We start from the raw sequence: 22,744 nt of genomic DNA, 5'->3' as shown, positions 1-22,744 counted from the left end.
TAGACGGTGCAGTGCTTGAAACGCCCTTAATAGAGCCCTTTTCACGATGATCCGCAAGGGTAGGAAGGTCAAAGAGGGCAAAAAAAGATCAAATGTCCATAAGGCCATAGCGTTTGCGGGTGAGGGCAAGGAGCATGCCCATCTGGATCGCGATAGCCCACAGGGACGACCCACCATAGGAGATAAAGGGCAAGGTCATGCCTTTGGCGGGGATTAGGTGCAGGGTGGAGCCAAGATTGATGGCTGTTTGCAGGCCAAACTCGACCAAAAGGCCGCTGACGGCCAGCAGGATAAACAGGTTGTTTTCGCCCCTGAGCTTCCACAGGCCGCGCAGGATGATAAAGGAAAACAAGAGGACGATGACCAAAGCGCCGATGAGGCCCAGCTCTTCCCCCGCGACGGCAAAGATAAAGTCCGCGTGCGCGTCGGGCAGGGACATCTTGACCATTCCTGCGCCCGGGCCTGTGCCGAACAGGCCACCGTGGGTAAAGGCTTCCAGTGCCTTGTCGGTTTGATAGGTATCGCCGCTGTGGCTGATAAAGCGATCAAAGCGCGAGGCAAAATGCGGAAAAAAGGTATAGGCACAGAAAAGACTCGCGACACCTAAAACGGGAAGGGCGGCGGCAAGAACAAGCGGCATCCCCGCCAAAAAGAATTGGGCGAACCAGATCATAGAGACCAGCGTGGTCATGCCGATATCGGGTTGCGCCAAAAGGCAGAGGAGGATGAGCGCGTAGAGCGTCACGTTAACCCCCATCGCCGGAAAGCCAAGACGGCTGCATTGGCGGGAAAAGAGCCACGCGGCAATTACGGTGAAGAAGGGCTTGATAAACTCGGATGGCTGGATGGAAAGGCCAAGGAGGCTCAGCCAGCGCGTTGCGCCTTTAATCTCGACACCAAAAAAAGGTGTGACGGCCAAAAGCGGGAGGAAGAGGAGGACACCCCCCACGGCCAAAGTGCGAACATGGCGCGGCGAGAGAAGTGATAGTGCGAACATCATAAACAGCGCCGGAACCAGCATCACCAGATGACGCTCAACAAAGTAAAAGTTGCTCAGGCCATGTTTGACGGCGACGGCAGGCGTGGCGGCTTGGATCAGTAGAATGCCGATGCCCATCAATATGACGATGGTGGCCAGAGTCCAGCGATCGACTGTCCACCACCAGCGGCCAATAATCGTTTGATCGGTACGGGCAAGAGCTGGCATAATCCGTCCTTTTAACGCAGTTTCAAGGTGGACATGCCGATCAAAGCAAGGATGCAGGCGATGATCCAAAAGCGGATCACGACGGTTGGCTCTGACCAACCCAGTTTTTCGAAATGGTGATGAATCGGCGCCATTTTAAAGACGCGCTTGCCGGTCAGCTTGAACGAGGCCACTTGGATGATAACGGACACGGTCTCCATAACGAAGAGGCCGCCAATGATGGCCAGAACGATTTCGTGCTTGATGATGATGGCAATCACGCCAATGGAACTGCCAAGCGCGAGGGAGCCTGTATCGCCCATAAACACCTGCGCGGGCGGCGTGTTGAACCATAGAAAGCCAAGGCAAGCGCCGACAAGCGCGCCGCAAAAAACGGACAGCTCGCCCGCGCCAGCCACATGCGCGATTTGCAGGTAATTGGCGAAAACCATATTGCCGACGAGATAGGCTATCATCCCAAAGCACAAGGCGACGATGAGGACGGGCACGGTGGCAAGGCCGTCAAGGCCGTCCGTAAGATTGACGGCGTTGCTGGCCCCCACCATGACGAAAACGGCGAAGGCGATAAAAAAGCTTCCTAAAGGCAGCCACAAATCTTTGAAAAAGGGGATCGCGATGTCGGTGATATGGCTGCCTGTCGCCGTGCTCATAATGGCATAGGTTGCTATCGCTGCGATGACAATCTGGATGCTAAGACGAACCTTGGCCGGAACGCCATGCGCGTTGCGCTTGGTGAGTTTTTGATAATCGTCCAGAAAGCCGACCAGCCCAAAGCCTGCCGTCACAAACAGAACAATCCATACATAAGTGTTTTCTAAATCGCCCCATAAAAGCGTGCTGACAATCACAGAGATAAGGATCATCAGCCCCCCCATGGTGGGCGTGCCGCGTTTTTTCAGGTGTGTTTCAGGGCCATCGTCGCGGATGGGCTGGCCTTCGCCTTGTTTAGCGCGAAGCCAGCGGATCAGGCGTGGGCCAAGCACAAAACAAATGATCAAGGCGGTGAGCAAAGCACCGCCTGTGCGAAACGTAATGTAGCGAAATAGGTTGAACGCGATAAACTCATGCGCGTAGGGAAAAAGAAGATAATAGAGCATGGTGCGTTAAGGCCTTTTCTACTTAACTCGCTAATTGATGAGGCAAAGCGGACGGGGCGCTTAGCGCCGCAACGATGATTTCCATATGCATACTGTGTGAGCCTTTGACCATCACGGCGTCGCCCGCGTGGGTTGCCGCTGTCACCAGCGGCGCAAGCGTGGCGCTATCTTCTGCCCAGCCGCCGCGCATGGCAGCGGGGAGGGTGTCGAAAAGATGTGCCATCATCTCGCCGCAGCAAAAGACGTGGTCAATCCGATTTTCAAGAAGGGAGGCCATCAGATCGCGGTGTAGCTCGCTGGATGTTGCGCCCAGCTCTTTCATATCGCCCAGCGCGGCGATGCGGCGGCCTTGGCCTGTTACAGGCGTTTGTCCCAAAGCGGCAATCGCCGCGTGGGTGGAGGCAGGACTGGCGTTAAAGCTTTCGTCGATAAGCGTAAAGGTTCCTTCGCCTGCAAGGGAAACGCTTTGGCGCGTACCGCGCCCTACGGGGGGGCGATAGCCCGCCAGCGCTTCGGCGCAGGTGGCAAGGTCGGTATCAAGCGCGGCGCAGGCCAACAGGCAGCCGAGGGCGTTAAAGGCCAAATGCATGCCGGGTGTGCCAACGCGAAAGGTAATCTTTTGATCCAGAATAACGGCCTCGACCGTCGTGCCCTCACTGTCAGGGGCAAAGGCCAGCAGGCGTGCATCGCTTTTGGGATCTTGGCCAAAACTGAGAATCTGGCGAAGGCCTTGCGTGCGTGCGGCGGCGAGCAGCCGCCCGAAATAGGCGTTATCGCGGTTCAAAACGGCAATGCCGCTTGGATCCATGCCTAAAAAGATTTCGGCTTTCGCGTCGGCAATCGCTTCGACGGACGCAAAATGTTCAAGATGGACGGCTTCGATGGTGGTGATAAGCGCAAGGTGAGGCTTCACGTCGCGTGTCAGCGCTGCCAGCTCACCCGTATGGTTCATGCCAAGCTCTACAATGCCGAACTTGGCCGAAGCGGGCAGCCGCGCCAGCGTCAGGGGGACGCCCCACTGGTTGTTCAGACTGCCTTCATTGGCATAGGTATCATCGATAGCGCCCAGCATCAGGCGCAGTTGTTCCTTGCTGCTTGTTTTGCCGACCGAGCCTGTGACGGCCACGATTTTGGCCTGTGAGCGGCAGCGACCTACGCGGCCCAAATCTTGCAGCGCGGTGAGGGTATCGTCAACGAAGAGAAGGGGGGCATCGGGCGCGACTTGGGGCGGTTGGTGGCCCACGATGGCCGCCGCCGCGCCGCGTTCCATCGCGGCGTGAACATAGGCATGCCCGTCATAGGAATCCCCTTTGATTGACACAAACAGATCGCCCTTTTGCAAGGTGCGGCTGTCGATGCTGACGCCGCCCGCAATCCAGTCTTGGGTGTGCAGACTTTGGCCGCGCACGGCGCGCAAAACTTCTTCGGCTGTCCAAGAAACTTTCATAACCCGTTTAAAACCTTTCGTGCCTCGTCGGCATCGTTAAAGGGAAGTACCTGATCGCCGACGATCTGTCCTTCCTCATGCCCTTTTCCAGCGATAACCAAGACATCGCCTTCTTTCAATGATTCGATTCCGGCTTGGATGGCCTCTGCGCGGTTGCCAATTTCCTTTAAGTGGGGACACGGCACGCAAGCGGCTAAAATCTCTTGCCGGATGGATGCGGCGATTTCGTGGCGCGGGTTGTCGTCTGTCACAATCACGTCATCGGCCAAGCTCTGCGCTATATTGCCCATTAGGGGTCGTTTACCCTTATCGCGATTGCCGCCGCAGCCGAAAACGACGCGCAGCTTGGCGTTGTTGCCATGGGCTGTAACATGAGGGCGCAAGGCGGCCAGAACATTTTCCAAAGCGGCGGGCTTATGCGCGTAATCGACAAAGACCACGCCGCCTGAAGGGGTTGTCCCGATTTTCTCAAGTCTTCCCGCAACGCCCGCCAGCTTCTCCATGGCTTGCACCATGATTTCTTGATCTTCGCCGCTGGCGATAGCAAGGGTCAGGGCGCACAGGCTGTTCCAGATTTGAAACTCGCCGATAAGGGGGAGGGTGATTTCGTACGGTTTGCCCAAAAGCTCAAAGCGCATACGTTGGCCGCCCGTTTCTGGCGCGTTCGCTTTTAAAAGGAGATGGCAGCCACTTCGCCCAAAGCACATGACTTTGATCCCACGCGTTTCGCAGGCGGCTTTGACGTCGGCAAACTCAGGGACATCGGCGTTGATGATGGCTGTGCCGCCATCCGCCAGAAGCGTCGTGAATAGCCGCAGCTTGGCCGCGAAGTAATCGTCCATCGTTTTGTGATAGTCCAAATGATCGCGTGACAGGTTGGTGAACGCGGCTAGCGAAATTGCGACGTGATCCAGCCGGTTGAACTCGATCCCGTGGCTAGACGCCTCCATCGCCACATGGGTCACGCCTTGCGCGGCAATCTCATCCAGCGTTTTGTGCAGCGTGATGGGGTCGGGCGTCGTCAGCGAGCCATAGCGCTGAACCTGCGGCGCAATTAGCCCCAGCGTGCCAAGGCTGGCGGCTTGCTTGCCGCCTTGCGTCCATAGATCGCGCGTGAACTGTACGGTTGAGGTCTTGCCGCTGGTTCCCGTGACGGCGGCGATGGTTTGGGGCTGGCGCGGATAGAAGGTAGCCGCGATGGCGGAAAGCGCGGCGCGAGCATTCGGTACAGTAACGTAAGAGGCTCCCTGTGGCAGGGTGGCGATGTCCGTCCCTTCCTCAACCATAACGGCGACGGCACCCTTGGCGACAGCGTCTTGGATAAAGGCGCGGCCATCGGCGGTCAGCCCCGACACGGCCATAAAGAGGGACCCTTGTTCAATGGCGCGTGAGTCCGCGCTGATGCCGGATATGTCGGCATCAGAACCCTGTAGGTTGGCGCCCTTAATGGGCGCGATTAGATTCGACAGCCGCATAATCATCCGCTTCATCACCAAGGTTGAGGCTTTCTAGTACATCCGATCCCAAGGGGCGCAGCAATTGCCTCTCTGTGGCGGCCATAACATCGGCATCGACAGGGGCCATATCCAGCAAGGGACCAATTTGACTCACGACATTACCGACCACGGGGGCCGCCGTCCAGCCGCCCGTCGCAAAGCCATAGGTTTTAGCGTTGCCTTTAGGGTCATCCAAAAGGGCAAAAACGATATAGCGCGGGGCGGAGGCGGGGAAAACGCCCAAAAACGACGACATACGGGCGTTTTCGCTGTAATGCTTGCCCGTGATTTTATCGGCTGTGCCTGTCTTGCCGCCGACCAGATAGCCCGCCACTTCGGCCTTTTTGGCCGTGCCGTGCTTGACGACAAGGCGCATCAGCGCCCGCATTTGCGCCGAGGTATGTTCTGAGACCACGCGAATCGTCCCCTCTTTTTTTGTGAGGGCGTCGTTCGTGCCTTTGATCAGGGTCGGCTTCACCAGAAGGCCGCCATTGAGCAAAGAGGCGGCGGCAGAGCAAAGCTGCACCGCATTGACGGCGATGCCGTGGCCGAAGGCAATGGTCATGGTGGCCGTGTCGCGCCAGTTAGCGGACGAGGGCACAATCGGCGCGCCGACTTCGGGTAGCTCAAGCGACGTTTTTTCCGTAAGGCCCAGACGCCCAAGGAAAAGGCGTTGTTGCGTCGTTCCAATCTTATTCGCCATACGCGCTGAGCCGATGTTCGAGGATTCCATAAAAATCTCGGCGACGTTCATCCAGTGCTTGGCCGGATGATAGTCACGAATAGTCTTGCTACCGATGACGATGGGTTGTGTGGTGTTGAAACGTTCACCAGCTTTGATTTGGCCTGAATCAAGCGCCATGGCGGTGTTGAAGGTTTTAAAGGTCGATCCCATTTCATAAACGCCCAACGTCGCGCGGTTGAACTTGGTATCATCGTCCGCCGCGCCTGCGCTTTGAGGATTAAAGTCGGGGAGGGAAACAAGCGCCAGAATCTCGCCGTTACTGACATCCATAATCAGCCCCGCCGCGCCGATGGCGTGAAAGGTCTCGACGGCCTGTGATAGCTCACGATGCAAGATAGTTTGCAGGCGAATATCCAGTGTTGTGACCAGCGGTGTGTCTTGGGTTTGAAGACGCTCGTTCTGGTTTTTCTCCAGCCCTGCGATGCCGTCATTATCCGTATCCGTATAGCCCAGAACGTGAGAGGTGATGGACCCTGCGGGATAGATGCGGCTTTCGTCGGGGATAAACTCTAGCCCTGCGATGCCCATTTTGTTGATTTCATAATACTGGCGCGGCGTCAGGTGGCGTTGTAGGGTGATAAAGCGTTTTGATGTTTGAATCTCTTGCGTTAGCGCGGCGACGTCCAAAGCGGGCAAAACAGTTTTAAGTTTTTTGGCCGCGTCTTGGGCATCAAGAATTTTGCGTGCATCGGCCATCAGCATTACGGTCGGTAGCGATGTTGCCAAAACCGTTCCGTTGCGGTCGGTAATGTCCGAACGCGCGGTGATGGAGCCGGTGCCCGAAGCGGCTTGGAGAGGTTGGGTTTCCGCTGTTTCGTGGCCAAGGGTTAAAAGAGCCAGACGGCCCGACACCAGTACGAAAAAAAGGAAGAAAGATAAAAAGACAAGGCCAAGACGGGCGCTCGCTAAGGTGAGGGCGTATTCAGAGGGAGAGGCGGGTGTGCGCGTGTTTTTAGCATCGGCTCGTGCGCTTAACCCAGCGAACAAGCCCGGAAGTGACGGCTGGCTTGTGCTAGAGCGGCGGCGACCATGCTCGCGCCACGATTTCATGGCTCATCGCCGGAATTGGCCAGAGTGTAGGACGTGTCTTGATGCCAAGGAAGACCAGCCGTTTCATGCGCCGACGGTTGGACGCTGGCCGTTTTTTGAAGGATCATGCGCGTGTTCAGACGGTTTTTCTCGTCGCTTGTCGCCTTGGGGTTTGGAGCCGCAGGATGTTGTTCCTTCGCGGTGACGATGGGGGCGGGGGCAGCCTCAGCCACCTTTGTTGTTTCTGTGGCCTCGTTATGGGTCGGCAAAAGCGCCGCCAGCTTGCTCAGCTTTGTGATTTGCGAAGGCGTCGTGGGTTGCAAGGCAAGATACTTACGCGCAGCGACTTCAAGCCGCGCGGGATTGGATAGGAAAACCCATTCGGCTTTTAGGATATGAAGGGAGCGCTGCTGCGCTTCGATTTGCGCGTTAATGTTCTTAAGCTGCTGGACGTTGTGTTCAACCTGATAGCTTGTGTGATAAAGGCCCAGACTGACGAACAACGTCAGGGAAAACCAGAACAGGATGGTTGAGGCGCGTGTCATGCGGCATTCTCCGTTGGGATCGATATGGCCGTTCTTTCGGCAATACGCAACCGAGCGGAACGCGATCTTGGATTCGCATCGATCTCGGCTGCGGAAGGGCTTTGGGGTTTGCGCGAGCGCAAGAGAAAAGTGGGTTCGACCGTTTTCTCGTTCGTTGGTTCATGGCGTGAAGCACGCGGCGCAGTAGAGCTGCGCGAGCGTAGGAATTCTTTGACGCAGCGATCCTCTAGCGAGTGAAAGGACACGATGGCCAGCCGCCCTTGCGGTTTCAGGAGTTGCTCGGCGGCGGCAAGGCCGCGCTCTAGCTCGCCCATCTCATCATTAACGGCGATGCGCAGCGCTTGAAAGGTGCGTGTGGCGGGATCGACGCCGTCCTTGGAACGCGGCACAACATCGCGCACCAGTGCCGCCAACTGCGTGGTGCGGGTGATGGTTTTTTCTTTGCGGGCTTCAACGATGCGTTTAGCCACGCGGCGCGAGAAACGCTCATCGCCGTAGGTGTAAATAATGGTTGCCAGCTCACTCTCGCTGGTTTCGTTGACCAGATCGGCGGCGGTGGGGCCATCACGGCTCATGCGCATATCAAGGGGGCCATCGGCTTGAAACGAAAAGCCGCGCTCGGCTTCATCCAACTGGGGGGAGGAGACGCCAAGATCCAGCGTCACACCATCCACGGCCATGATGTTCTGCCCCGCCATCATCTCTTTCATCGCGCCGAAGGTTCCTTGCAGCAATGTCAGGCGCGGCGCAAAGGCGGCCACCATTTCTTGCCCCGTCGCGATGGCATCGGGGTCGCGGTCAATGCCAATCACGTTCGTTTTTGCGCAATCGAGGATTGCGCGGCTATAGCCGCCACGACCAAAGGTTCCGTCGATATAAATCCCGCCCTCGCGTGGCGCGAGTGCCTCGACGACTTCTTGTAGCATCACGGGGATATGGGTTTGCGACGTTGTCATGGCGGTCAAACGCTCCCTTCCATTTTCAGGGAGGCGGCAGCGATGATTTTGCTCAGCGACAAATCCTTGGCCCTTGCGGCGCTGCGCGTAGCGGCATCGTGCGCGGCGAATTTTTCAGGATTCCAAAGTTGAAAGGTTTTGCGACGCCCGACAAAGACGATCTCGTCCGTGATGCCTACGGCTTCGGTGAGCGAGGGGGGCAGGGACACGCGCCCTTCGCTGTCAAAGGCAACCTGCTGTGAGCCACCGAAGATAGTGGTTTCGATCAACTCATAGGCCTCGGGCGGCAGGTCGAGTTTTTCAAGGCTCTGACTCAGCAGCTCAAGGTGCGCGATAGAGCAGCCATCCAGCGCATCGTATTGCAAAGAGCGGAAGACAACGATGCCTGTCGCATCAGGGCCCAAAACCGAGCGGAAGGAGGCCGGAACCGACACGCGTCCCTTCTTGTCAACCCTATTGACAAAACTGGAAAGGAACACGGCCATAAAAAGCCTCTACAATCAAAAGGTTACACCGTATTTTGCGCTGCGCACCACCGCAACGCACAAAACAGTATGTTTGGGTATATATGGGATAACATGGGTCGTCATGGGAAATCAAGGGATTATGTGATAAAAATGTATTAATTATGTGGAAAAAATAGTTACTAAACGGGAATGACAAAGGATTGATTTCTTCTAGTTTGTCAGGATGAAGTAAACAAAGAGTGAACAAGCAGGTTGTTCTTTGTTTGTTCTTGTTTTAGCTGTGGAGAAGATGGTGTGGCCGCTAGTTTCTTGATCGCAATCTATCTTTACCTCCCCCCTGCGGCGGGATCGACGCCGAAGGGCGTCGATGGAAAAACTTGGTGTTACAACGTAACGCCTTAGTTTTTTCAGGAAGGGGGTTATATAACCTCCTGCCCCCATCATAACCCCCCACCTCGTTTTTCTAAGGCCTTACTGTCCGCCTTCGCGTCTTCAACGCTACGGCGCGACGAGTAAGCCCAAGAAAAACGTTCCTCCCCCGCAAGAGGGGAGGCCTGTATATGTTACTTCTTGAACGACGAAAGGTTTTAGGAAAATCAGCCGACCTTGGGTGCGGCCCATTGCTTTTCCCATGCGCGAACGATAGCCAGTGCCTCGGGTTCAAGCTTTTTCAAATGATCAAGCTTTATAGGTGTCAAAAAAGTGTTGTTGAGGGCGGCCATTTCATAATGCCCGCCATAATATTGGGCGGCTACTTTTTCCTGTGCCAAAGCATAGACAATTCTGACCACGCCGCTCCACATCGCGGCGCTTAAGCACATGACACAGGGCGACATCGCGGCATAGAGGACAGCGTCTTTGAGTTCAGTGGTCTTGAGCGTTGCACAAGCACTGCGGATAGCGGCGATTTCGCCGTGGCTTGTTGGATCGTGCAGAGCCCCGCCAAGGCAAAGCCCCTCGCCAATAACTTCTCCATCTTTGACAAGGATGGCTCCAGAAGGAAAGCCGCCCTTGGCGACGGACTCTTTTGCTTTTTCTATGGCGCGTTCAAGAAAGGGTTGATCAGCGTTTTTCATGTTCCTGCCTTTAACAAAGAAGGATGAGATCACGCGGGCACGACAGCCGCAAGGCTTGGCCTGCGAGGGCTTTCTATAGTCCTAAAAAAAGATTTGTCAAAGGGCTTGCGCTTAGGGGGCGGGGACGGTTTCGACGGTGAAACCTTTTAGCGCATTAGGACTGATAGAATAGCGCCCGTTTTTGCCTTTTGGCTTCTTTTCGACAACGGTTTGTCCATCGGCCATAAAGAAGGTCAAGTCTGGATCGGTATGCACAAGGACGTGAATAGTCGCTTCTTTGTGGGAGGATAGGAAGTCCGCTTTAACAAGGCCTTGTCCGTTATAGAAAAGATCAAGGGACGCCCCATCGGTAAGGATAAGAGATGTCGGGTTCTTAGCGCGAGTGTATAGGACGATTTTTTGCGCCTTAATCCAGCTTTCTCGAACATCTACATCCAGATCAACCATCACTAGCCCAGTTGTTTCGCACTCCAGCTTGGCCAAAGGACCTTTCATGGTGAAATCAAGAGAAATATTATTTGGCAAATAAATCAGAATGGAATCCACATTGTCGTCGCTTGCGGGGCGGTTTTGTTTCGCGGTGAAGCTGCTGGAGTTCTGGTTATAGGTGAAATGACGATCTTCCGGCGTGTTGGTGAAGTACTGGATCAGCAGCGTTTCCGGTGAAATTGTTGGCGCGTTAAGGGAAGGCATCACCTTGACAGGGCATGATGCGTTAACATGCAGCGCTCTGAAAGAAGGGGGTGTGAATTCAAATTGGATTTTGTGAATATTGGCTGTGGGTTGCGTCATGGAATGGTTCCTTTCAAAAAGGGTCGGTGTATTCAAGCTGCCTTTATAAACGCCTTAAGGGGCGGGGGGAACGTGAAAGCATAGTTAATGCCACAATTTCCCCTCTTTTTAAGCTTAACTTGCCGCTTATCGGCTGGGGGAGTAGAAAAGAGTGATATCTTTCCCGCCTGACGCCTCCTTTTTTCAGAAAAGACCATGATGCAGAAAATAAAAGCCAAAGGCTTTATGCTGATCCTTGCCCTTGTTCTTTTGGCAGGCGGGGGAGCCGTTTATTGGTTGGGGGGCAGTGCCTCTAATGAAGAAAAGGCGCCGAGCTTTGCCGTTGTGACGCGCGGGCCTATCGAAGAGACCGTGATGGCGCTGGGCGCGTTAGAGCCGAAGGACTATGTCGATGTCGGTGCTCAGGTGTCGGGGCAGATCAAGAAGCTTTATGTCGATATTGGCGATAGCGTGAAGGCGGGCGATTTGCTGGCCGAGATTGATCCCAAGGTTTATCAGTCGCTGTTGGAAGCGGATCAGGCGAAGCTGGCGTCTCTTGAAGCCCAGATGATCCAGCAAAAGGCGCAAGTCGATTTTGATCGCTTGCAGTTTGAGCGTGCGGGTAAGCTGGTGGGAAGCAAATCCATCAGCCAAGAAGAGATGGAAGATAAAGACAGGACGCTGAAAATCGCCGAGGCCGCTGTGCTGTCGCTCGACGCGCAAATCCGCGAGATCAACGCGGCGTTGGAAAAAGACACGATTAATCTTGGCTATACCAAGATTTACGCGCCGATGGACGGCATCGTGTCCGACCGCACGGCGCGGGAAGGGCAAACGCTTAATGCCAATCAGACGACTCCCACGGTCTTGCAAATTGCCAATCTGGACGTGATGACTATTCGCGCCGAAATCGCCGAGGCCGATGTGTCGCGGCTTAAGCCTGAGATGGCTGTTTCCTTTACGACGCTCGGCTCACGGGATCGCGCGTGGCATGGTGTGATCCGCCAGATTTTGCCGACGCCTGAAATCATCAACGATGTCGTTTTGTACAACGCGCTTGTCGATGTGGAGAATAAGGATCGTTCGTTGATGAAGGGGATGAGCGTTCAGGCCAGCTTCGCGATTGCCTCGGTGGATAATGTGTTGCGCCTGCTGCCTGCGGCGTTGGGCTTGCGTCTGCCAAAGCAGGATAGCGAGAAGGGCAAGGCTTATCAGGTGAGCGTGGACACGCCCTCTGGCGCGGCAGATCGCGTTGTGTTTGTGGGGCTTAGAACCCGCGCCTTTGCTGAAATTCGCGAAGGGTTGGCCGAGGGCGAAAAGGTTTTGCTGGCTGCGCCTGAAGGGGCGAACGGTTCAAAGAAAGATGCGCCGCGCTTGCCGCCTTCCATGGGGGCGCGTTTATGACCCAGCCTTTATTAAGGCTTGAGCATATTTCCCGTCACTATGGCGAGGGCGATACGATTGTGCGGGCGCTTGATGATGTCTCACTAGAGATTCAGGCGGGCGAGTTCGTCGCGATCATGGGCCAATCCGGCTCTGGTAAGACGACGCTGATGAATATCCTTGGCTGCCTTGATCGTCCTACCGCTGGCCGCTATGCGATCAAGGGCGAAGAGGTCGGGGGGTTTGATCGGGATGAACGCGCCACGCTGCGTTCACGCACCTTTGGTTTTATCTATCAGCGCTATAATTTGTTGGCCTCCGCGACGGCCAAGGAAAACGTGGAGCTTCCCGCGATCTATGCCGGTCTGCCCAAGGCCGAGCGTGCGCGCCGCGCGACCCAGCTTTTGGCTCGTCTTGATATGGCAGAACGTCAAGGCAATAGGCCTAATGCGTTGTCGGGTGGGCAGCAGCAGCGCGTGGCCGTTGCCCGCGCCCTTGTTAATGATCCCGTCGTTATTCTGGCGGATGAGCCGACGGGCGCTTTGGATAGTCATAGTGGCGAGGAAGTGATGGCGGTTTTGACTTCGTTGAATGGCGAGGGGCGCACCGTTATTTTGATCACGCATGATGAAAAGGTGGCGTCTCATGCGCGGCGGCAAATCCGTATCGCGGATGGCAAAGTTCTTTCGGATACTGGCGCGGATGCCTCAGTAACGGAAAGCTTGCCGCAGGCTTCGTCAAAGCCAAGAGGCGAGGGCGGCCCCGTGGACGAGATGCAAGAGGCCGCCGCGATGGCGGTTCGGGCTTTGCGCGTCAATATGTTTCGCACTATTTTGACGCTGCTCGGCATTATCATCGGCGTGGCTTCGGTGATCGCGATGCTGGCGATTGGCGATGGCAGCAAGCAAAAAGTGATGGATCAAATTACCGCGATGGGAACCAATTTGCTGATGGTGCGTCCGGGCGCTCCGGGTGTGAGGTCTAGTGGTTCTCTTTCGACGCTGACCGTTCAGGATGCCGAAGCTATCGCGGGACTGGCGAACATTAAAGCCGTCGTGCCTGAGCGCAGCGGTTCGTACACGGCGCGGTATGGCGAGGTGGATTCAAGCGTTTCTGTCACGGGAACCAATCAGGCTATGTCGGCCGTCAACGATTGGCCAGTGGCTGAGGGCAATCCCATCACCGAGGACGATTATCGCCGCATGGCAACCGTTGCGATGATCGGCAAAACGGTTAAGGATTCCTTTTTTCTTCATGGCGAGGATCCGATTGGCAAAATTATTCTCATCAAGAACATTCCTTTTGAGGTTATTGCCGTGATGGATAAAAAGGGAGCTTCGCCCATGGGCTCCGACCGCGATAACGTGATCTTTGTGCCGCTGACGACGGGGACGGTGCGGCTTTTCGGGCGCTCGTTCCTCAGCGGGATTACGGCGCAAGCCGATGACCTTAAAACCATCGATCAAACAGAAAAAGCGATCCATGATTTAGTGTTAGAGCGCCATAGGAAAGAGGACTTTTCCGTTCGCAACTCGGCCTCGTTTATTCAGATGGCGGCTGAAACGCAGAACACGCTGAAAATCATGCTGGGCGCGGTCGCGGCGATCTCTCTTCTGGTGGGTGGCATTGGCGTGATGAATATCATGCTCGTCAGTGTGACCGAGCGTACGCGCGAAATTGGCGTGCGTATGGCAACGGGCGCACGAACGCGCGATATTCTTTTGCAGTTCGTGACCGAGGCCGTGGTGGTCTGCGTCACGGGCGGCCTGCTTGGCGTTTTGCTGGGCGTTGGCGTGGCGCTTATCGTGGACGCTTTGGGCACGCGGGCGATTTTAAGCCTGCCGCCTATCCTGCTTGCCTTTACCTGCGCGGTCTCCACGGGCTTGCTGTTTGGCTATTTGCCCGCCCGTAAGGCGGCGATGATGGATCCCGTCACCGCCTTGGCCAGTGAATAGGAAACTCGCGGCTTGGACGACTCAACCGTTTGTGCTAAGAAAAAAGGATGAATGAAAAAGTCGTTGATCAACTGGATAAAGTCCTTGCGCTAGCCGACTCCGATCATGAGGGGGAGGCTTTGGGCGCGCTTCGCATGGCGCGGCGGATCCTGTCGCGTGAGGGGCTGTCTTTTTCCGATTTGGCAAGGATCGCGCAGCGCTCTGGCTTTTCACTGGCCCGTGGTTTCTTTTCTCCCGCCGATGTGCAGCTTGAGGCCAAGATTGACCGCATGCACGATGAGCTGGATGCCCATGTCGAGCAGAACCAGAGTCTCACCACGCAAATTGAGTTTTGGCGCAAACGCGCTTTTGAATTAGAGCAAATGCTAACCCTCAACCAAGCCGAAACGGCTCGGTGGAAGGAAATGGCGCGTGAGACGGCAGAGCGTCTTTGGGATCTGGGGCAAATCGCGCATGAGGATGCCTTTTCCTCGAAGGAGCCGTTTGACGAACAAGAGGCCGAGCCGCTTAAGGCTGTTGGATAGGGCTTTTTATGGCGCTTGATCTCCAATCGATCCTTATTATCTTAAAGGCCTCGTACCCCGATCCTCTTTGGTTTATGCCCTTGTTGATCCTGCTGGTTTTGGCGTGGGTATCGTTCGTTGATGCGCGGACAGGACGCGTTCCCGATGGGCCTGTCGTGGGCATGTTTCTCGTGGCGCTCTTTTCGTTGGCCTATGTTAGCGGGTGGCATGTCGCGGTTGTGCCCTTCCTCTATGCGGTGGCGGCTGTCGTTGTTTTAAGGCTGTCGAACCAGCTCTATTTCAAGCTGTGCAATCATGATGCTTTTGGCTTTGGCGATGCCAAATGGACGGCGCTGGCTGTCTTGGGCTTTGGGGTTAAGCCTGTCGCGTGGGCGTGGGTTTTTGCGGCGTGGCTCGCGTTAGTGTGGATGGGCCTACGCAAGCTGTGGGCGCGATTCAGCCCGACCTATGCAGGGCACTGCTACGTTCACTTCGCGCCGTTCTTATTTCTGGGCTTGCTGATCGCGCTTGTTGTCCTAAAGACCCTATAGTCTGGCGCATAAAGAAAAAGAAAACTGGATCCCCGCTTTCGCGGGGATGACGGTAGAAGGTTTAACTTAAACACAAATCCTGTCATTCCCGCGAAAGCGGGAATCCCGTTTGTTTTCTTGGACGATGAGTCGTTTAATGCGCCGTTTTGTGTTATTTTTTCTTAAGGTCGATCCGGCGTAAGGCTGGCATATAAAGTAGGAACGATGCCGCCACATAGATGGACGAATAAGTTCCCACTAAAATGCCCCATGTAATTGCGATCGAGAAGTTGAACAACGTCGGCCCGCCGGAGACGAGTAGGGGCATCAGCGCCAGCAAGGTCACGCCCGCCGTCATCAGGGTGCGCGACAGCGTCTGATTGACGGAATCGTTGATGACGTCTTTCAGGCTGGTGGCCTTATGGCGGCGCAAGGTTTCGCGAATGCGGTCGAAAACAACGACCGTATCATTGATGGAATATCCCGCCAGCGTCAAAAGGGCGGCAATGGCCGTCAAATTGAAATCAAGCTGAAAGACGGAATAAAGGCCGACGGTCACAAGCACATCGTGCAACGTGGCGGTAAAGGCCGCTACGCCGAATTGCCATTCAAAGCGAAAGCCGACATAAATAGCGATGGCCAGAACGGCGAATAAAGTGGCGAGGATACCGGCTTGGAAAAGCTCTTTACCGACGGTGGGACCGACGACTTCGACGCGGCGGTATTCATAGCTGGTTCCCATTTTCTCGCGGATAAGCTGGACAGCGCGTTGTTGGGCGTTTTCATCGCCTTCCTGACGTTGCACGAGAACCAATACATCGTTGGGCGAGCCAAACTCTTGCAAGGTCACTTCGCCAAGGCCTAGGGAGCCTAGATCGCCCCGCAAGGCGGCCATATCGACGGCCTGCGTGGCCTTGGCCTCAATCAGGATGCCGCCCTTAAAATCAATGCCGAGATTGAGGCCGTTGAGGGCCAAAGAAACGACGGTGGCTATGGTCAAAACCAAAGTCGCCGAGAAACCCCACCAGCGCTTGGCGACAAAGTCGATTTTCGTGTTATGGGGAACAAAATTCCAAGGGCGCAAAAACATGGGGAGCGATTCCTTTGCTATCTATCGTGTTGCTTTTATCTATAGAAAGCAAAGGGCTCTGTCTAGGGGCAAGACCCTAGGTTATTAATGAGTCCATAAGGTAGCGCACATACAAACATTCTGCGTCATTCCGGCGAAAGCCGGAATCCAGCGCCGAGCGTCCGCGAGGCATAAGAGTTATGTCGGTCAAAAACAGCCTGTTTTCTTATGTTTTTGACTTACATGCGCCGTAGACACGGCGCAACTGGATACCGGCTTTCGCCGGTATGACGCTAAAAGGGAAGTTGCCTTCTTGTGCTTTACTTATGGTCGGATTCATAGAGCCCCCGCGCACCTTAACAATTTCGTAAAAACATTGGGTTATACTACCCATCCCATTCAAGGACGGTGTTTTATGGCTAAAATAAACAAAAATGAGCAACAAGCCGACCATAGCGCGTGGTTGAAGAAGGCCTTGGCCTTTAGCCAACGTGAGCCTCAATGTGGCGGAAGCCCTCATCCGATGGTGAAGGTCGGCGCGATCCTTGTCGATCCTCAAGGCAAAGAGATTGCCCGCGCTACTAATCGTTTTGCGCATGGCGTTGATGAAAGCGTGGCCGAGCGTTATGCGGATGGCTCGCGCTCGCTTTGGATCAATTGCGCCGAGCAACTGGCGATCATTGGGGCGGCGCGCAAGCTAGCTTGCCTGAAGGGGGCGCGGCTATATGTGACGCTTGCGCCTTGCACCGTTTGCGCGGGCCTTATTGCCGAAAGCGGCATCCGCGAGGTCATTGTGCCCAAGGATTCTGATCGCGCCCATGGTCGGCTTAAGGCTAAATGGAAAAAGAGCATCGCCATCGGCCAAACCAAGCTTCAAGAAGCGGGCGTAGCTGTGACGCTGGTTGATATGGGCGAGGTTTCTTAGGTATTCAGCATTTGGTGGATTGCGGCGCAGCTCTGTTATCTTAGGGCTGTTTCTCGAATATAACTGTTCGGGTATTTTTCATATTTGCTTATTGCTTGATCCATAAACCCTGTATTGAAGAGTTCTCGCAAACCGTTGTCGATCATTTCCTTGAAGGCGAATTGATTGTTTGGGATAAGAAGGATGTTTGGCACCGTTACCAACGGTTTATCGGCTTTGACCTTTTCAAGAGTATTCGGGTTTTGTTCCATAAATTCGAAAACAGCGGTCGGTTCTGCAAACGTAATATCGGCTTTTTTTGTCGTCACTTGTAGCATCAGTTCTGAAAAACTGGCCGACTGTGGCAACGATACGGCTTGTGCCAATGGAAAGTAATTGCGCGCGAATGTTGCTGTTTGCTCACCATCCAATACCGATATTTTGACTTCTGGTTTGTTGATGGTCTTCAAACTTGCTTGTGCTAAGGGATCGCCAGTGCGTACCCAGATTTCAACGGGACTATAATAAAGGGGGATTGAGAAATCCGCAGACCTTGTCCGGCTGGCGTTAAGACTGGTGGGGGAGCAAATCATATCGTAACGATTGCTTTGTAAGCCTTCAATTTGTTGCCCCCAGCCAACTTCTTCGACATACTCGATTTTTAATTGAAGATTTTTGGCAAGTTCTTTTACAACGTCGACGTAAATGCCGCTCATTTTACCAGTGTTGGGGTCTTTCATAAACCCAACGGAATAAGGCGTATACCACACCGTATGGTTCCAGTCCGCATAATGCGTTCGTAAACCGTTTCTGTTTTTGTAACGTTTGTTGTGCGCGAGTTGTGTATCGAAAGGCCAAGTGCGAAAAAAGCCATGACAACGGCAAATAAAGAGAATTTGTTATTCATTGTTCCTCTGGGGGCCTGTTGGAAATAGATTTTCTGTGCCGCATCTTAATCTAAAATCCCAGTAGGAACAAGCCGTAGGGGGTAGATTATGCAAGAAATCTAATGCAAAAGGCGCGGGGTTGAGGAAGGGTTGAGGTCGCGCTCGGTCATCTCTAAACGGCCATCCAGATGATTGATGTCCTGCCTCATGCGAAGGGAGGCCTCTGTCAGCGTCTCCAGCCTTTGTTCGTAACGCTGCTGCTGCCGCTCAAGAGAGGCGAGCGTATCACTGAGCCTTTGTGCGGTTTTGATTTGCTGGCTGGCGGTCTCGCCAAGGGTAACGGCCAGTGTTTCGCGAAGTTTCTTCAGCCACAAAACGGCCACAACGACGAAGGCGCAAGCGGCCGCGCCCGTTGAAATCACAAAAACAAGCCCCCAAAGCGACATGATTGGCCTTCCTTTCCAGTCGGGTTGAGAATAGCATGGTTCTTGCCCAAAAACTATGACGCTTACCGTATCTTAGGAATTAAGGGGTATCCTGCCATGGATTTGATCGCGTTAAAGGAGAAAGAAATGTCGGAGCAATACCTTACAGCCAAAATCCATGAGGCGCTTAAGGCGACGAACGGCGATAAAAAGGACGCGCAAAAGCTGCTTATTACATGGGCGGTGCGCGATCAGGCTCTTTTGTTGGGTCTTGCTAAGCCGCACCTTAAGGAACTGGCCTCCGCGCATATTGATCAAGTGTTGCGCGAGACCAAAAAGGGGGGCAAGGACCCGATGTTAAGCAAGGAAGACGTCGCGGCGTTGCTTCACAGCCATACAAAGGGCGAAAAACGCTCTGCCGTCAAAGTGCCCCCGCCCAAATCCTCCCTGCGGCAGGCCTCGGTCATGAACCAGATCGTCGCAGCGTTTAAGATGAAGAAATAAGAGAATTTTCTTGGTGCAACGCGCGGCGATAGAGGGCAAAATCACGCCTTCTTGAAACAATAGGCTCGATTCGCACGCCCCATGAATGATACTTTGCCTCCTTCCCCCGACACGACCTTGCCGCAAGATTTGCCTGTGGCAGCCTCGCCGCAAGACCTTGTGGTTGCCTTTGAGGGCTTTGACGGCCCCATCGATTTGCTTTTGACGTTGGCGCGGGAGCAAAAGGTCGATCTTTCCAAGCTTTCCATTCTGGCGCTGGCCGAGCAATATCTGGATTACATCAACTCGGCGCGCTCGATGCGCCTTGAGATTGCCGCCGATTATCTGGTGATGGCCGCGTGGCTGGCGTATTTGAAATCGCGCCTGTTGCTGCCGGAATTGCAAGAGGACGAAGCCAACCCCGCCGATATGGCCGAGGCGCTGAAGTTCCAGCTGCTCCGCCTTGAGGCGATGCAGAAAGCGGCGCGACAGGTTTTGGATTTGCCGCAGCTGGGCGTGGATTTCTTCCGGCGTGGCCTTCCCGAAAAGCGCGAGGTTGAGGAAAACCCCGTCTATTTCCTGCCGCTTTATGATTTGCTGTCAGCTCTTGGCGCGCCGCAACGCCGCCGCAAGCCCGATCATTACGATATTGCGCCCACGCGCCTTTACAGCATGGAAGAAAGCCTGACACGCCTTCGCCGTATGCTGGGTGGTTTGCCGCAGTGGGGCAGCTTGCAAATGTTCCTGCCCAATATGCTGGGGCATGATACTTTGGAATCGCGCTCGGCCATCGCGTCGACTTTCGCCGCCGTTTTGGAAATGGTGAAAGAGGGCGAGCTGGAAGTGCGGCAAGGACAGACTTTCTCGACGCTTTATGTGAAAAACCGCTCCCCCAACGATGAAAAACAAACGTGACCCTTTATGAATGAGACGACGCCTATGACCGAGATTGAACCTGCCTTGCGCCTTTTAGAGGCTATCCTTTTCGCAAGCGACGAGCCGATGACGCTGCCCATCTTGCAAAGCCAATTGGGCGAGTCCGCCGATGTCCCTGCGCTGTTGGCAGAATTGCAAAAGCATTATGAGGGCAGGGGCGTCAATCTGGTCGAGACGGGCGGCGTGTGGGGCTTTCGCACCGATCCCGCGCTTGCGCCGCTTATGAAGGTGACCAAACAGACGCGCCGCAAGCTGCCCAAGGCCGCTTCGGAAGTGCTGGCGATCATTGCCTATCACCAGCCTGTCACGCGCGGTGAGATTGAAAGCGTGCGCGGCGTGGAGACGAGCCGAGGCACGCTGGATATTTTGTTAGAGCTGGGGTGGATCAGACCGGGCAAACGGCGCGAGACGCCGGGTCGCCCGCTGACATGGAAAACAACGCCTGAGTTCCTTGGCCATTTTAATTTGGAGTCTTTGAAGGACTTGCCCGGTATGGAAGATTTGAAGGCCGCAGGCCTTTTGGATGCGCGGCCTATTTTGGCGACGATGAGCGCGGAGGGCGGCGAGGCCGCTGACCCCGATGATGCCGATTTTGCCAATTGGGTTGACGAGGGCGAAGAGTAAAAAAGAGGCATTTGTCCTTTGAGACACGCTAATGTACTGAAAATAAACAAAACATTTTTGGTGTAAAAATGCGTTTTTTCCTTGACATGTGGGGACGATTCTGCTATTGACATTGCTGTGCGGAGCTGTGTCCGGAATCAGAGTTTAGGGGCCAGAGCGCAGAGTTCAGGGAAGAAGGGGCTTCGTGGTGGCGCGAAGCCTTTTTTGTTGGGTCCCTTTACGTCATCCCAAGACATTTTCTCTTCGCGCGAAAGCGCGAAAGAAAATGGACGTGGGATCCAGTGTTTCTATCGGCAGGCGATGAATGAACGGCGATGCGGGCGGCAAGAGTGTCTGGATCCCAGATCAACTTTCTTTCGCGCATCCGCCTTCGCTGCTCCGCAGCTATGGCGCGACAAGGGGCGCGAAGAGAAAGTTTTCTGGGATGACGGGAGAGAGGGCTTCGCGGGGCAGACAGCGGATGACGCAAAGCGTCAGACGCGTGATGCGGGATCCAGTTGAATTCTCTTTGTTTCGCCAAAAAACAATGATCGGGATTGTTTAAAGGAAAAGTTTTCAACCTGCCTACGCTGCTTCGCAGCTTCGGCAAGGCAGGCTGGTTCCCGCATCTTCGTCCCTCTATACGCGGGACTTCGTGCGGGATGACGAAGAAGTGGATAGGAGGAAATCCCGTCAAGGTTTTATGAGTCATCTCATAGGGCGGTTGGTGTTATTTCTTCTTCTCAAACTTGATGGCGATGAAGCGCAAATCGCCTTGCCGATCAACCAAAAGCAAGATGGGCTTTCCCGCCTCTTTGGCTTCCCCAGCGATAGCGGAAAGCTCTTTGGCTGTTTTGATTTCCTTCTGGGCGGCTTCGCTGATCACGTCGCCAACCTGAAGGCCTGAGTCAGCGGCCACGCTGCTGGATGCAGCCTTGACGATAACGACGCCGCCGACATCCTTGCCGATCTTGAATCTTTTGCGCAAAGCCTCGGTTACGGGCGCAACGTCGATCCCCAAGGATTCAACCTTGTCGGCTTGAGGGGTTGTTGCGGGGGCACCCGTCAAGAGGGTTTCCTCTTTGTCCTCGTCCTCGGCATTAAGCTTAGCGATTTTGATCTCTAGCGAGATCTCTTTGCCTTTGCGAATGACGGTCAGGGGAACCGTCTTGCCAATTTCCGTGTCAGCAACATAACGCGGCAAGCGGTGCATTTCGGAAACCAGCTTGCTGTCATACGTCACGATGATATCGCCAACCTCAATCTTGGCTTTGGCGGCGGGGCCGTCTTTCGTGACGCCTGAGACGAGGGCTCCTCGGGGTGCGCCAAGGCCAAGGCTTTCAGCTATTTCAGGGGTTACGGCTTGAATGCGTACACCTATCCAACCGCGTTTAGTCGCGCCGGTTGCTTTCAGCTGATCAATGACGTTCTTGGCCATCGATGAGGGAATGGCAAAGCCAATGCCGATAGAGCCGCCCGATGGCGAATAGATGGCCGTATTCACGCCGATAACCTCGCCGTTCATGTTGAACATGGGGCCGCCCGAATTGCCGCGATTGATGGGCGCATCGGTTTGTAGGTAGTCGTCATAGGGACCCGAATTGATGTCTCGCGCGCGAGCCGAAAGAATACCCGCCGTGACCGTACCGCCAAGGCCAAAGGGATTGCCGATAGCCAGAATCCAGTCGCCGACACGCGCTTTGTCGCTATCGCCAAAGGTCAGAGCGGAAAGAGGCTTCTTGCTTTCGACCTTCAAGACGGCCAAGTCCGTTTTTTTATCGCTGCCGACTACCGTGGCGGGCAGGTTCGTGTTGTCTTGCAGGATGATGGTGATTTCCTCGGCATCTTGGATGACATGTTGGTTTGTGACGATATAGCCAGCGGGATCGATGATAAAGCCAGAGCCTAGGGCATTGGTCTTATGCTTGCGGGCTGGGGCGCTGCCTTCCTCTTGGGGAAGAATTTTGCCGTTACGTTCTTTAAAGTCGCGGAAGAATTCCTCGAAGGGCGAGCCTTCGGGAAACTGGAATTCAAAAGCCTGCATGGGGTCTTCTTGCGTGACCGTTTGTGTCGTTGAGATATTGACGACGGCGGGCAAAAGCTTTTCGGCCAGATCGGCGAAGCTTTCGGGGCCGCTACGCGCCTGTGCGGTCAGCGGCGAAAAGGCGGCGGCGAGAAAAAGGACAAGAAGGAGGGAATGACGAAGAACGTGGCGCATGTTTCTTAACCT

22 protein-coding genes are annotated in these 22,744 nt (G+C 54.8%); 8 read left to right on the top strand and 14 right to left on the bottom strand.

Going from position 1 to position 22,744, the window contains the following annotated elements; translation table 11 throughout:
- Positions 1–88: 88 nt before the first annotated feature.
- The 10 genes from WC612_05445 to WC612_05400 all read right to left on the bottom strand — a co-directional run bounded on the left by WC612_05445 (position 89) and on the right by WC612_05400 (position 10,857).
- Positions 89–1,207 carry a putative peptidoglycan glycosyltransferase FtsW gene (locus WC612_05445; GenBank protein ID MFA6280216.1) on the bottom strand — a complete coding sequence of 373 codons (1,119 nt, stop codon included), beginning with the start codon at positions 1,205–1,207 and terminating at the stop codon, positions 89–91.
- Positions 1,208–1,218: 11 nt separating this feature from the next.
- Entirely contained in the window at positions 1,219–2,304 is a 1,086-nt protein-coding gene (gene mraY / locus WC612_05440; protein MFA6280215.1) for a phospho-N-acetylmuramoyl-pentapeptide-transferase, read from the bottom strand.
- A gap of 22 nt (positions 2,305–2,326) precedes the next feature.
- Positions 2,327–3,751 (bottom strand): UDP-N-acetylmuramoylalanyl-D-glutamyl-2,6-diaminopimelate--D-alanyl-D-alanine ligase, encoded by a 1,425-nt coding sequence (locus tag WC612_05435; GenBank protein ID MFA6280214.1) that lies wholly within the window; start codon positions 3,749–3,751, stop codon positions 2,327–2,329.
- The gene (locus WC612_05430) at positions 3,748–5,226 is read right to left on the bottom strand and encodes a UDP-N-acetylmuramoyl-L-alanyl-D-glutamate--2,6-diaminopimelate ligase (GenBank protein ID MFA6280213.1); all 1,479 of its coding nucleotides are present in this window, start codon (positions 5,224–5,226) and stop codon (positions 3,748–3,750) included. Before WC612_05430 ends, WC612_05435 begins: the two co-directional genes overlap by 4 nt.
- Positions 5,195–7,042 (bottom strand): penicillin-binding protein 2, encoded by a 1,848-nt coding sequence (locus WC612_05425; protein MFA6280212.1) that lies wholly within the window; start codon positions 7,040–7,042, stop codon positions 5,195–5,197. Before WC612_05425 ends, WC612_05430 begins: the two co-directional genes overlap by 32 nt.
- On the bottom strand, positions 7,039–7,566 hold the full coding sequence (locus tag WC612_05420; protein ID MFA6280211.1) for a hypothetical protein: 528 nt from the start codon (positions 7,564–7,566) through the stop codon (positions 7,039–7,041). Before WC612_05420 ends, WC612_05425 begins: the two co-directional genes overlap by 4 nt.
- The gene (rsmH, locus tag WC612_05415) at positions 7,563–8,522 is read right to left on the bottom strand and encodes a 16S rRNA (cytosine(1402)-N(4))-methyltransferase RsmH (GenBank protein MFA6280210.1); all 960 of its coding nucleotides are present in this window, start codon (positions 8,520–8,522) and stop codon (positions 7,563–7,565) included. The genes WC612_05420 and rsmH overlap by 4 nt, the downstream gene beginning before the upstream one ends.
- Before the next feature lie 5 nt (positions 8,523–8,527).
- Positions 8,528–9,007, bottom strand: coding sequence for a division/cell wall cluster transcriptional repressor MraZ (locus WC612_05410; GenBank protein MFA6280209.1), 480 nt, complete (start codon positions 9,005–9,007; stop codon positions 8,528–8,530).
- A gap of 578 nt (positions 9,008–9,585) precedes the next feature.
- Positions 9,586–10,065, bottom strand: coding sequence for a nucleoside deaminase (locus WC612_05405; protein MFA6280208.1), 480 nt, complete (start codon positions 10,063–10,065; stop codon positions 9,586–9,588).
- Positions 10,066–10,176: 111 nt separating this feature from the next.
- Positions 10,177–10,857, bottom strand: a complete 681-nt coding sequence (locus WC612_05400; GenBank protein MFA6280207.1) for a hypothetical protein — start codon at positions 10,855–10,857, stop codon at positions 10,177–10,179.
- A 195-nt stretch (positions 10,858–11,052) separates the two neighbouring features.
- On the opposite strand from WC612_05400, the gene WC612_05395 reads away from it, so the two are divergent.
- Genes WC612_05395 through WC612_05380 form a run of 4 tightly spaced genes read left to right on the top strand, consistent with a single transcriptional unit; the run spans position 11,053 to position 15,228 of the window.
- Positions 11,053–12,240, top strand: a complete 1,188-nt coding sequence (locus tag WC612_05395) for an efflux RND transporter periplasmic adaptor subunit (protein ID MFA6280206.1) — start codon at positions 11,053–11,055, stop codon at positions 12,238–12,240.
- A complete protein-coding gene (locus WC612_05390; protein MFA6280205.1) occupies positions 12,237–14,174 on the top strand; it encodes a MacB family efflux pump subunit in 1,938 nt (645 codons plus the stop codon). Before WC612_05395 ends, WC612_05390 begins: the two co-directional genes overlap by 4 nt.
- 47 nt (positions 14,175–14,221) lie before the next feature.
- A complete protein-coding gene (locus WC612_05385; protein ID MFA6280204.1) occupies positions 14,222–14,698 on the top strand; it encodes a hypothetical protein in 477 nt (158 codons plus the stop codon).
- A gap of 8 nt (positions 14,699–14,706) precedes the next feature.
- Positions 14,707–15,228 (top strand): prepilin peptidase, encoded by a 522-nt coding sequence (locus WC612_05380; protein ID MFA6280203.1) that lies wholly within the window; start codon positions 14,707–14,709, stop codon positions 15,226–15,228.
- A 151-nt stretch (positions 15,229–15,379) separates the two neighbouring features.
- On the opposite strand, the gene secF is transcribed toward WC612_05380, so the two are convergent.
- Positions 15,380–16,297 (bottom strand): protein translocase subunit SecF, encoded by a 918-nt coding sequence (secF, locus tag WC612_05375; GenBank protein MFA6280202.1) that lies wholly within the window; start codon positions 16,295–16,297, stop codon positions 15,380–15,382.
- Positions 16,298–16,691: 394 nt separating this feature from the next.
- On the opposite strand from secF, the gene WC612_05370 reads away from it, so the two are divergent.
- Positions 16,692–17,201: a deaminase gene (locus WC612_05370; GenBank protein ID MFA6280201.1), complete on the top strand. Its 510-nt coding sequence runs from the start codon at positions 16,692–16,694 to the stop codon at positions 17,199–17,201.
- Between the two features lie 35 nt (positions 17,202–17,236).
- On the opposite strand, the gene WC612_05365 is transcribed toward WC612_05370, so the two are convergent.
- Positions 17,237–17,950 carry a transporter substrate-binding domain-containing protein gene (locus tag WC612_05365; protein ID MFA6280200.1) on the bottom strand — a complete coding sequence of 238 codons (714 nt, stop codon included), beginning with the start codon at positions 17,948–17,950 and terminating at the stop codon, positions 17,237–17,239.
- A 236-nt stretch (positions 17,951–18,186) separates the two neighbouring features.
- Complete coding sequence (locus tag WC612_05360; GenBank protein MFA6280199.1) at positions 18,187–18,513, bottom strand: hypothetical protein; 327 nt, start codon at positions 18,511–18,513, stop codon at positions 18,187–18,189.
- Between the two features lie 126 nt (positions 18,514–18,639).
- On the opposite strand from WC612_05360, the gene WC612_05355 reads away from it, so the two are divergent.
- The 3 genes from WC612_05355 (at position 18,640) to scpB (ending at position 20,535) form a co-directional block, all read left to right on the top strand.
- Positions 18,640–18,996, top strand: coding sequence for a hypothetical protein (locus WC612_05355; GenBank protein MFA6280198.1), 357 nt, complete (start codon positions 18,640–18,642; stop codon positions 18,994–18,996).
- An 81-nt stretch (positions 18,997–19,077) separates the two neighbouring features.
- Positions 19,078–19,890 (top strand): ScpA family protein, encoded by an 813-nt coding sequence (locus tag WC612_05350; GenBank protein MFA6280197.1) that lies wholly within the window; start codon positions 19,078–19,080, stop codon positions 19,888–19,890.
- 24 nt (positions 19,891–19,914) lie between these two features.
- Positions 19,915–20,535: an SMC-Scp complex subunit ScpB gene (scpB, locus tag WC612_05345; protein MFA6280196.1), complete on the top strand. Its 621-nt coding sequence runs from the start codon at positions 19,915–19,917 to the stop codon at positions 20,533–20,535.
- Between the two features lie 709 nt (positions 20,536–21,244).
- Here the strand turns inward: scpB and WC612_05340 are convergent.
- Positions 21,245–22,732 (bottom strand): DegQ family serine endoprotease, encoded by a 1,488-nt coding sequence (locus WC612_05340; protein ID MFA6280195.1) that lies wholly within the window; start codon positions 22,730–22,732, stop codon positions 21,245–21,247.
- Between the last annotated feature and the right edge of the window lie 12 nt (positions 22,733–22,744).

This window comes from Bdellovibrionales bacterium, assembly GCA_041662785.1.
In the GTDB taxonomy this organism is placed as follows: domain Bacteria; phylum Pseudomonadota; class Alphaproteobacteria; order UBA9219; family UBA9219; genus UBA8914.
This window is presented reverse-complemented; position numbering and strand designations above follow the sequence as displayed.

Excerpts from the sequence above, each read along its gene's own strand:
- WC612_05445 (MFA6280216.1), bottom strand. The coding sequence starts at position 1,207 with ATGCCAGCTCTTGCCCGTACCGATCAAACGATTATTGGCCGCTGGTGG.
- secF (MFA6280202.1), bottom strand. The coding sequence starts at position 16,297 with ATGTTTTTGCGCCCTTGGAATTTTGTTCCCCATAACACGAAAATCGAC.
- WC612_05350 (MFA6280197.1), top strand. The coding sequence starts at position 19,078 with ATGAATGATACTTTGCCTCCTTCCCCCGACACGACCTTGCCGCAAGAT.
- WC612_05425 (MFA6280212.1), bottom strand. The coding sequence starts at position 7,042 with ATGAAATCGTGGCGCGAGCATGGTCGCCGCCGCTCTAGCACAAGCCAG.
- WC612_05385 (MFA6280204.1), top strand. The coding sequence starts at position 14,222 with ATGAATGAAAAAGTCGTTGATCAACTGGATAAAGTCCTTGCGCTAGCC.
- WC612_05395 (MFA6280206.1), top strand. The coding sequence starts at position 11,053 with ATGATGCAGAAAATAAAAGCCAAAGGCTTTATGCTGATCCTTGCCCTT.
- WC612_05405 (MFA6280208.1), bottom strand. The coding sequence starts at position 10,065 with ATGAAAAACGCTGATCAACCCTTTCTTGAACGCGCCATAGAAAAAGCA.
- WC612_05410 (MFA6280209.1), bottom strand. The coding sequence starts at position 9,007 with ATGGCCGTGTTCCTTTCCAGTTTTGTCAATAGGGTTGACAAGAAGGGA.
- rsmH (MFA6280210.1), bottom strand. The coding sequence starts at position 8,522 with ATGACAACGTCGCAAACCCATATCCCCGTGATGCTACAAGAAGTCGTC.
- WC612_05380 (MFA6280203.1), top strand. The coding sequence starts at position 14,707 with ATGGCGCTTGATCTCCAATCGATCCTTATTATCTTAAAGGCCTCGTAC.
- WC612_05430 (MFA6280213.1), bottom strand. The coding sequence starts at position 5,226 with ATGCGGCTGTCGAATCTAATCGCGCCCATTAAGGGCGCCAACCTACAG.
- WC612_05360 (MFA6280199.1), bottom strand. The coding sequence starts at position 18,513 with ATGTCGCTTTGGGGGCTTGTTTTTGTGATTTCAACGGGCGCGGCCGCT.
- WC612_05420 (MFA6280211.1), bottom strand. The coding sequence starts at position 7,566 with ATGACACGCGCCTCAACCATCCTGTTCTGGTTTTCCCTGACGTTGTTC.
- WC612_05435 (MFA6280214.1), bottom strand. The coding sequence starts at position 3,751 with ATGAAAGTTTCTTGGACAGCCGAAGAAGTTTTGCGCGCCGTGCGCGGC.
- scpB (MFA6280196.1), top strand. The coding sequence starts at position 19,915 with ATGACCGAGATTGAACCTGCCTTGCGCCTTTTAGAGGCTATCCTTTTC.
- mraY (MFA6280215.1), bottom strand. The coding sequence starts at position 2,304 with ATGCTCTATTATCTTCTTTTTCCCTACGCGCATGAGTTTATCGCGTTC.
- WC612_05390 (MFA6280205.1), top strand. The coding sequence starts at position 12,237 with ATGACCCAGCCTTTATTAAGGCTTGAGCATATTTCCCGTCACTATGGC.
- WC612_05340 (MFA6280195.1), bottom strand. The coding sequence starts at position 22,732 with ATGCGCCACGTTCTTCGTCATTCCCTCCTTCTTGTCCTTTTTCTCGCC.
- WC612_05400 (MFA6280207.1), bottom strand. The coding sequence starts at position 10,857 with ATGACGCAACCCACAGCCAATATTCACAAAATCCAATTTGAATTCACA.
- WC612_05355 (MFA6280198.1), top strand. The coding sequence starts at position 18,640 with ATGTCGGAGCAATACCTTACAGCCAAAATCCATGAGGCGCTTAAGGCG.
- WC612_05370 (MFA6280201.1), top strand. The coding sequence starts at position 16,692 with ATGGCTAAAATAAACAAAAATGAGCAACAAGCCGACCATAGCGCGTGG.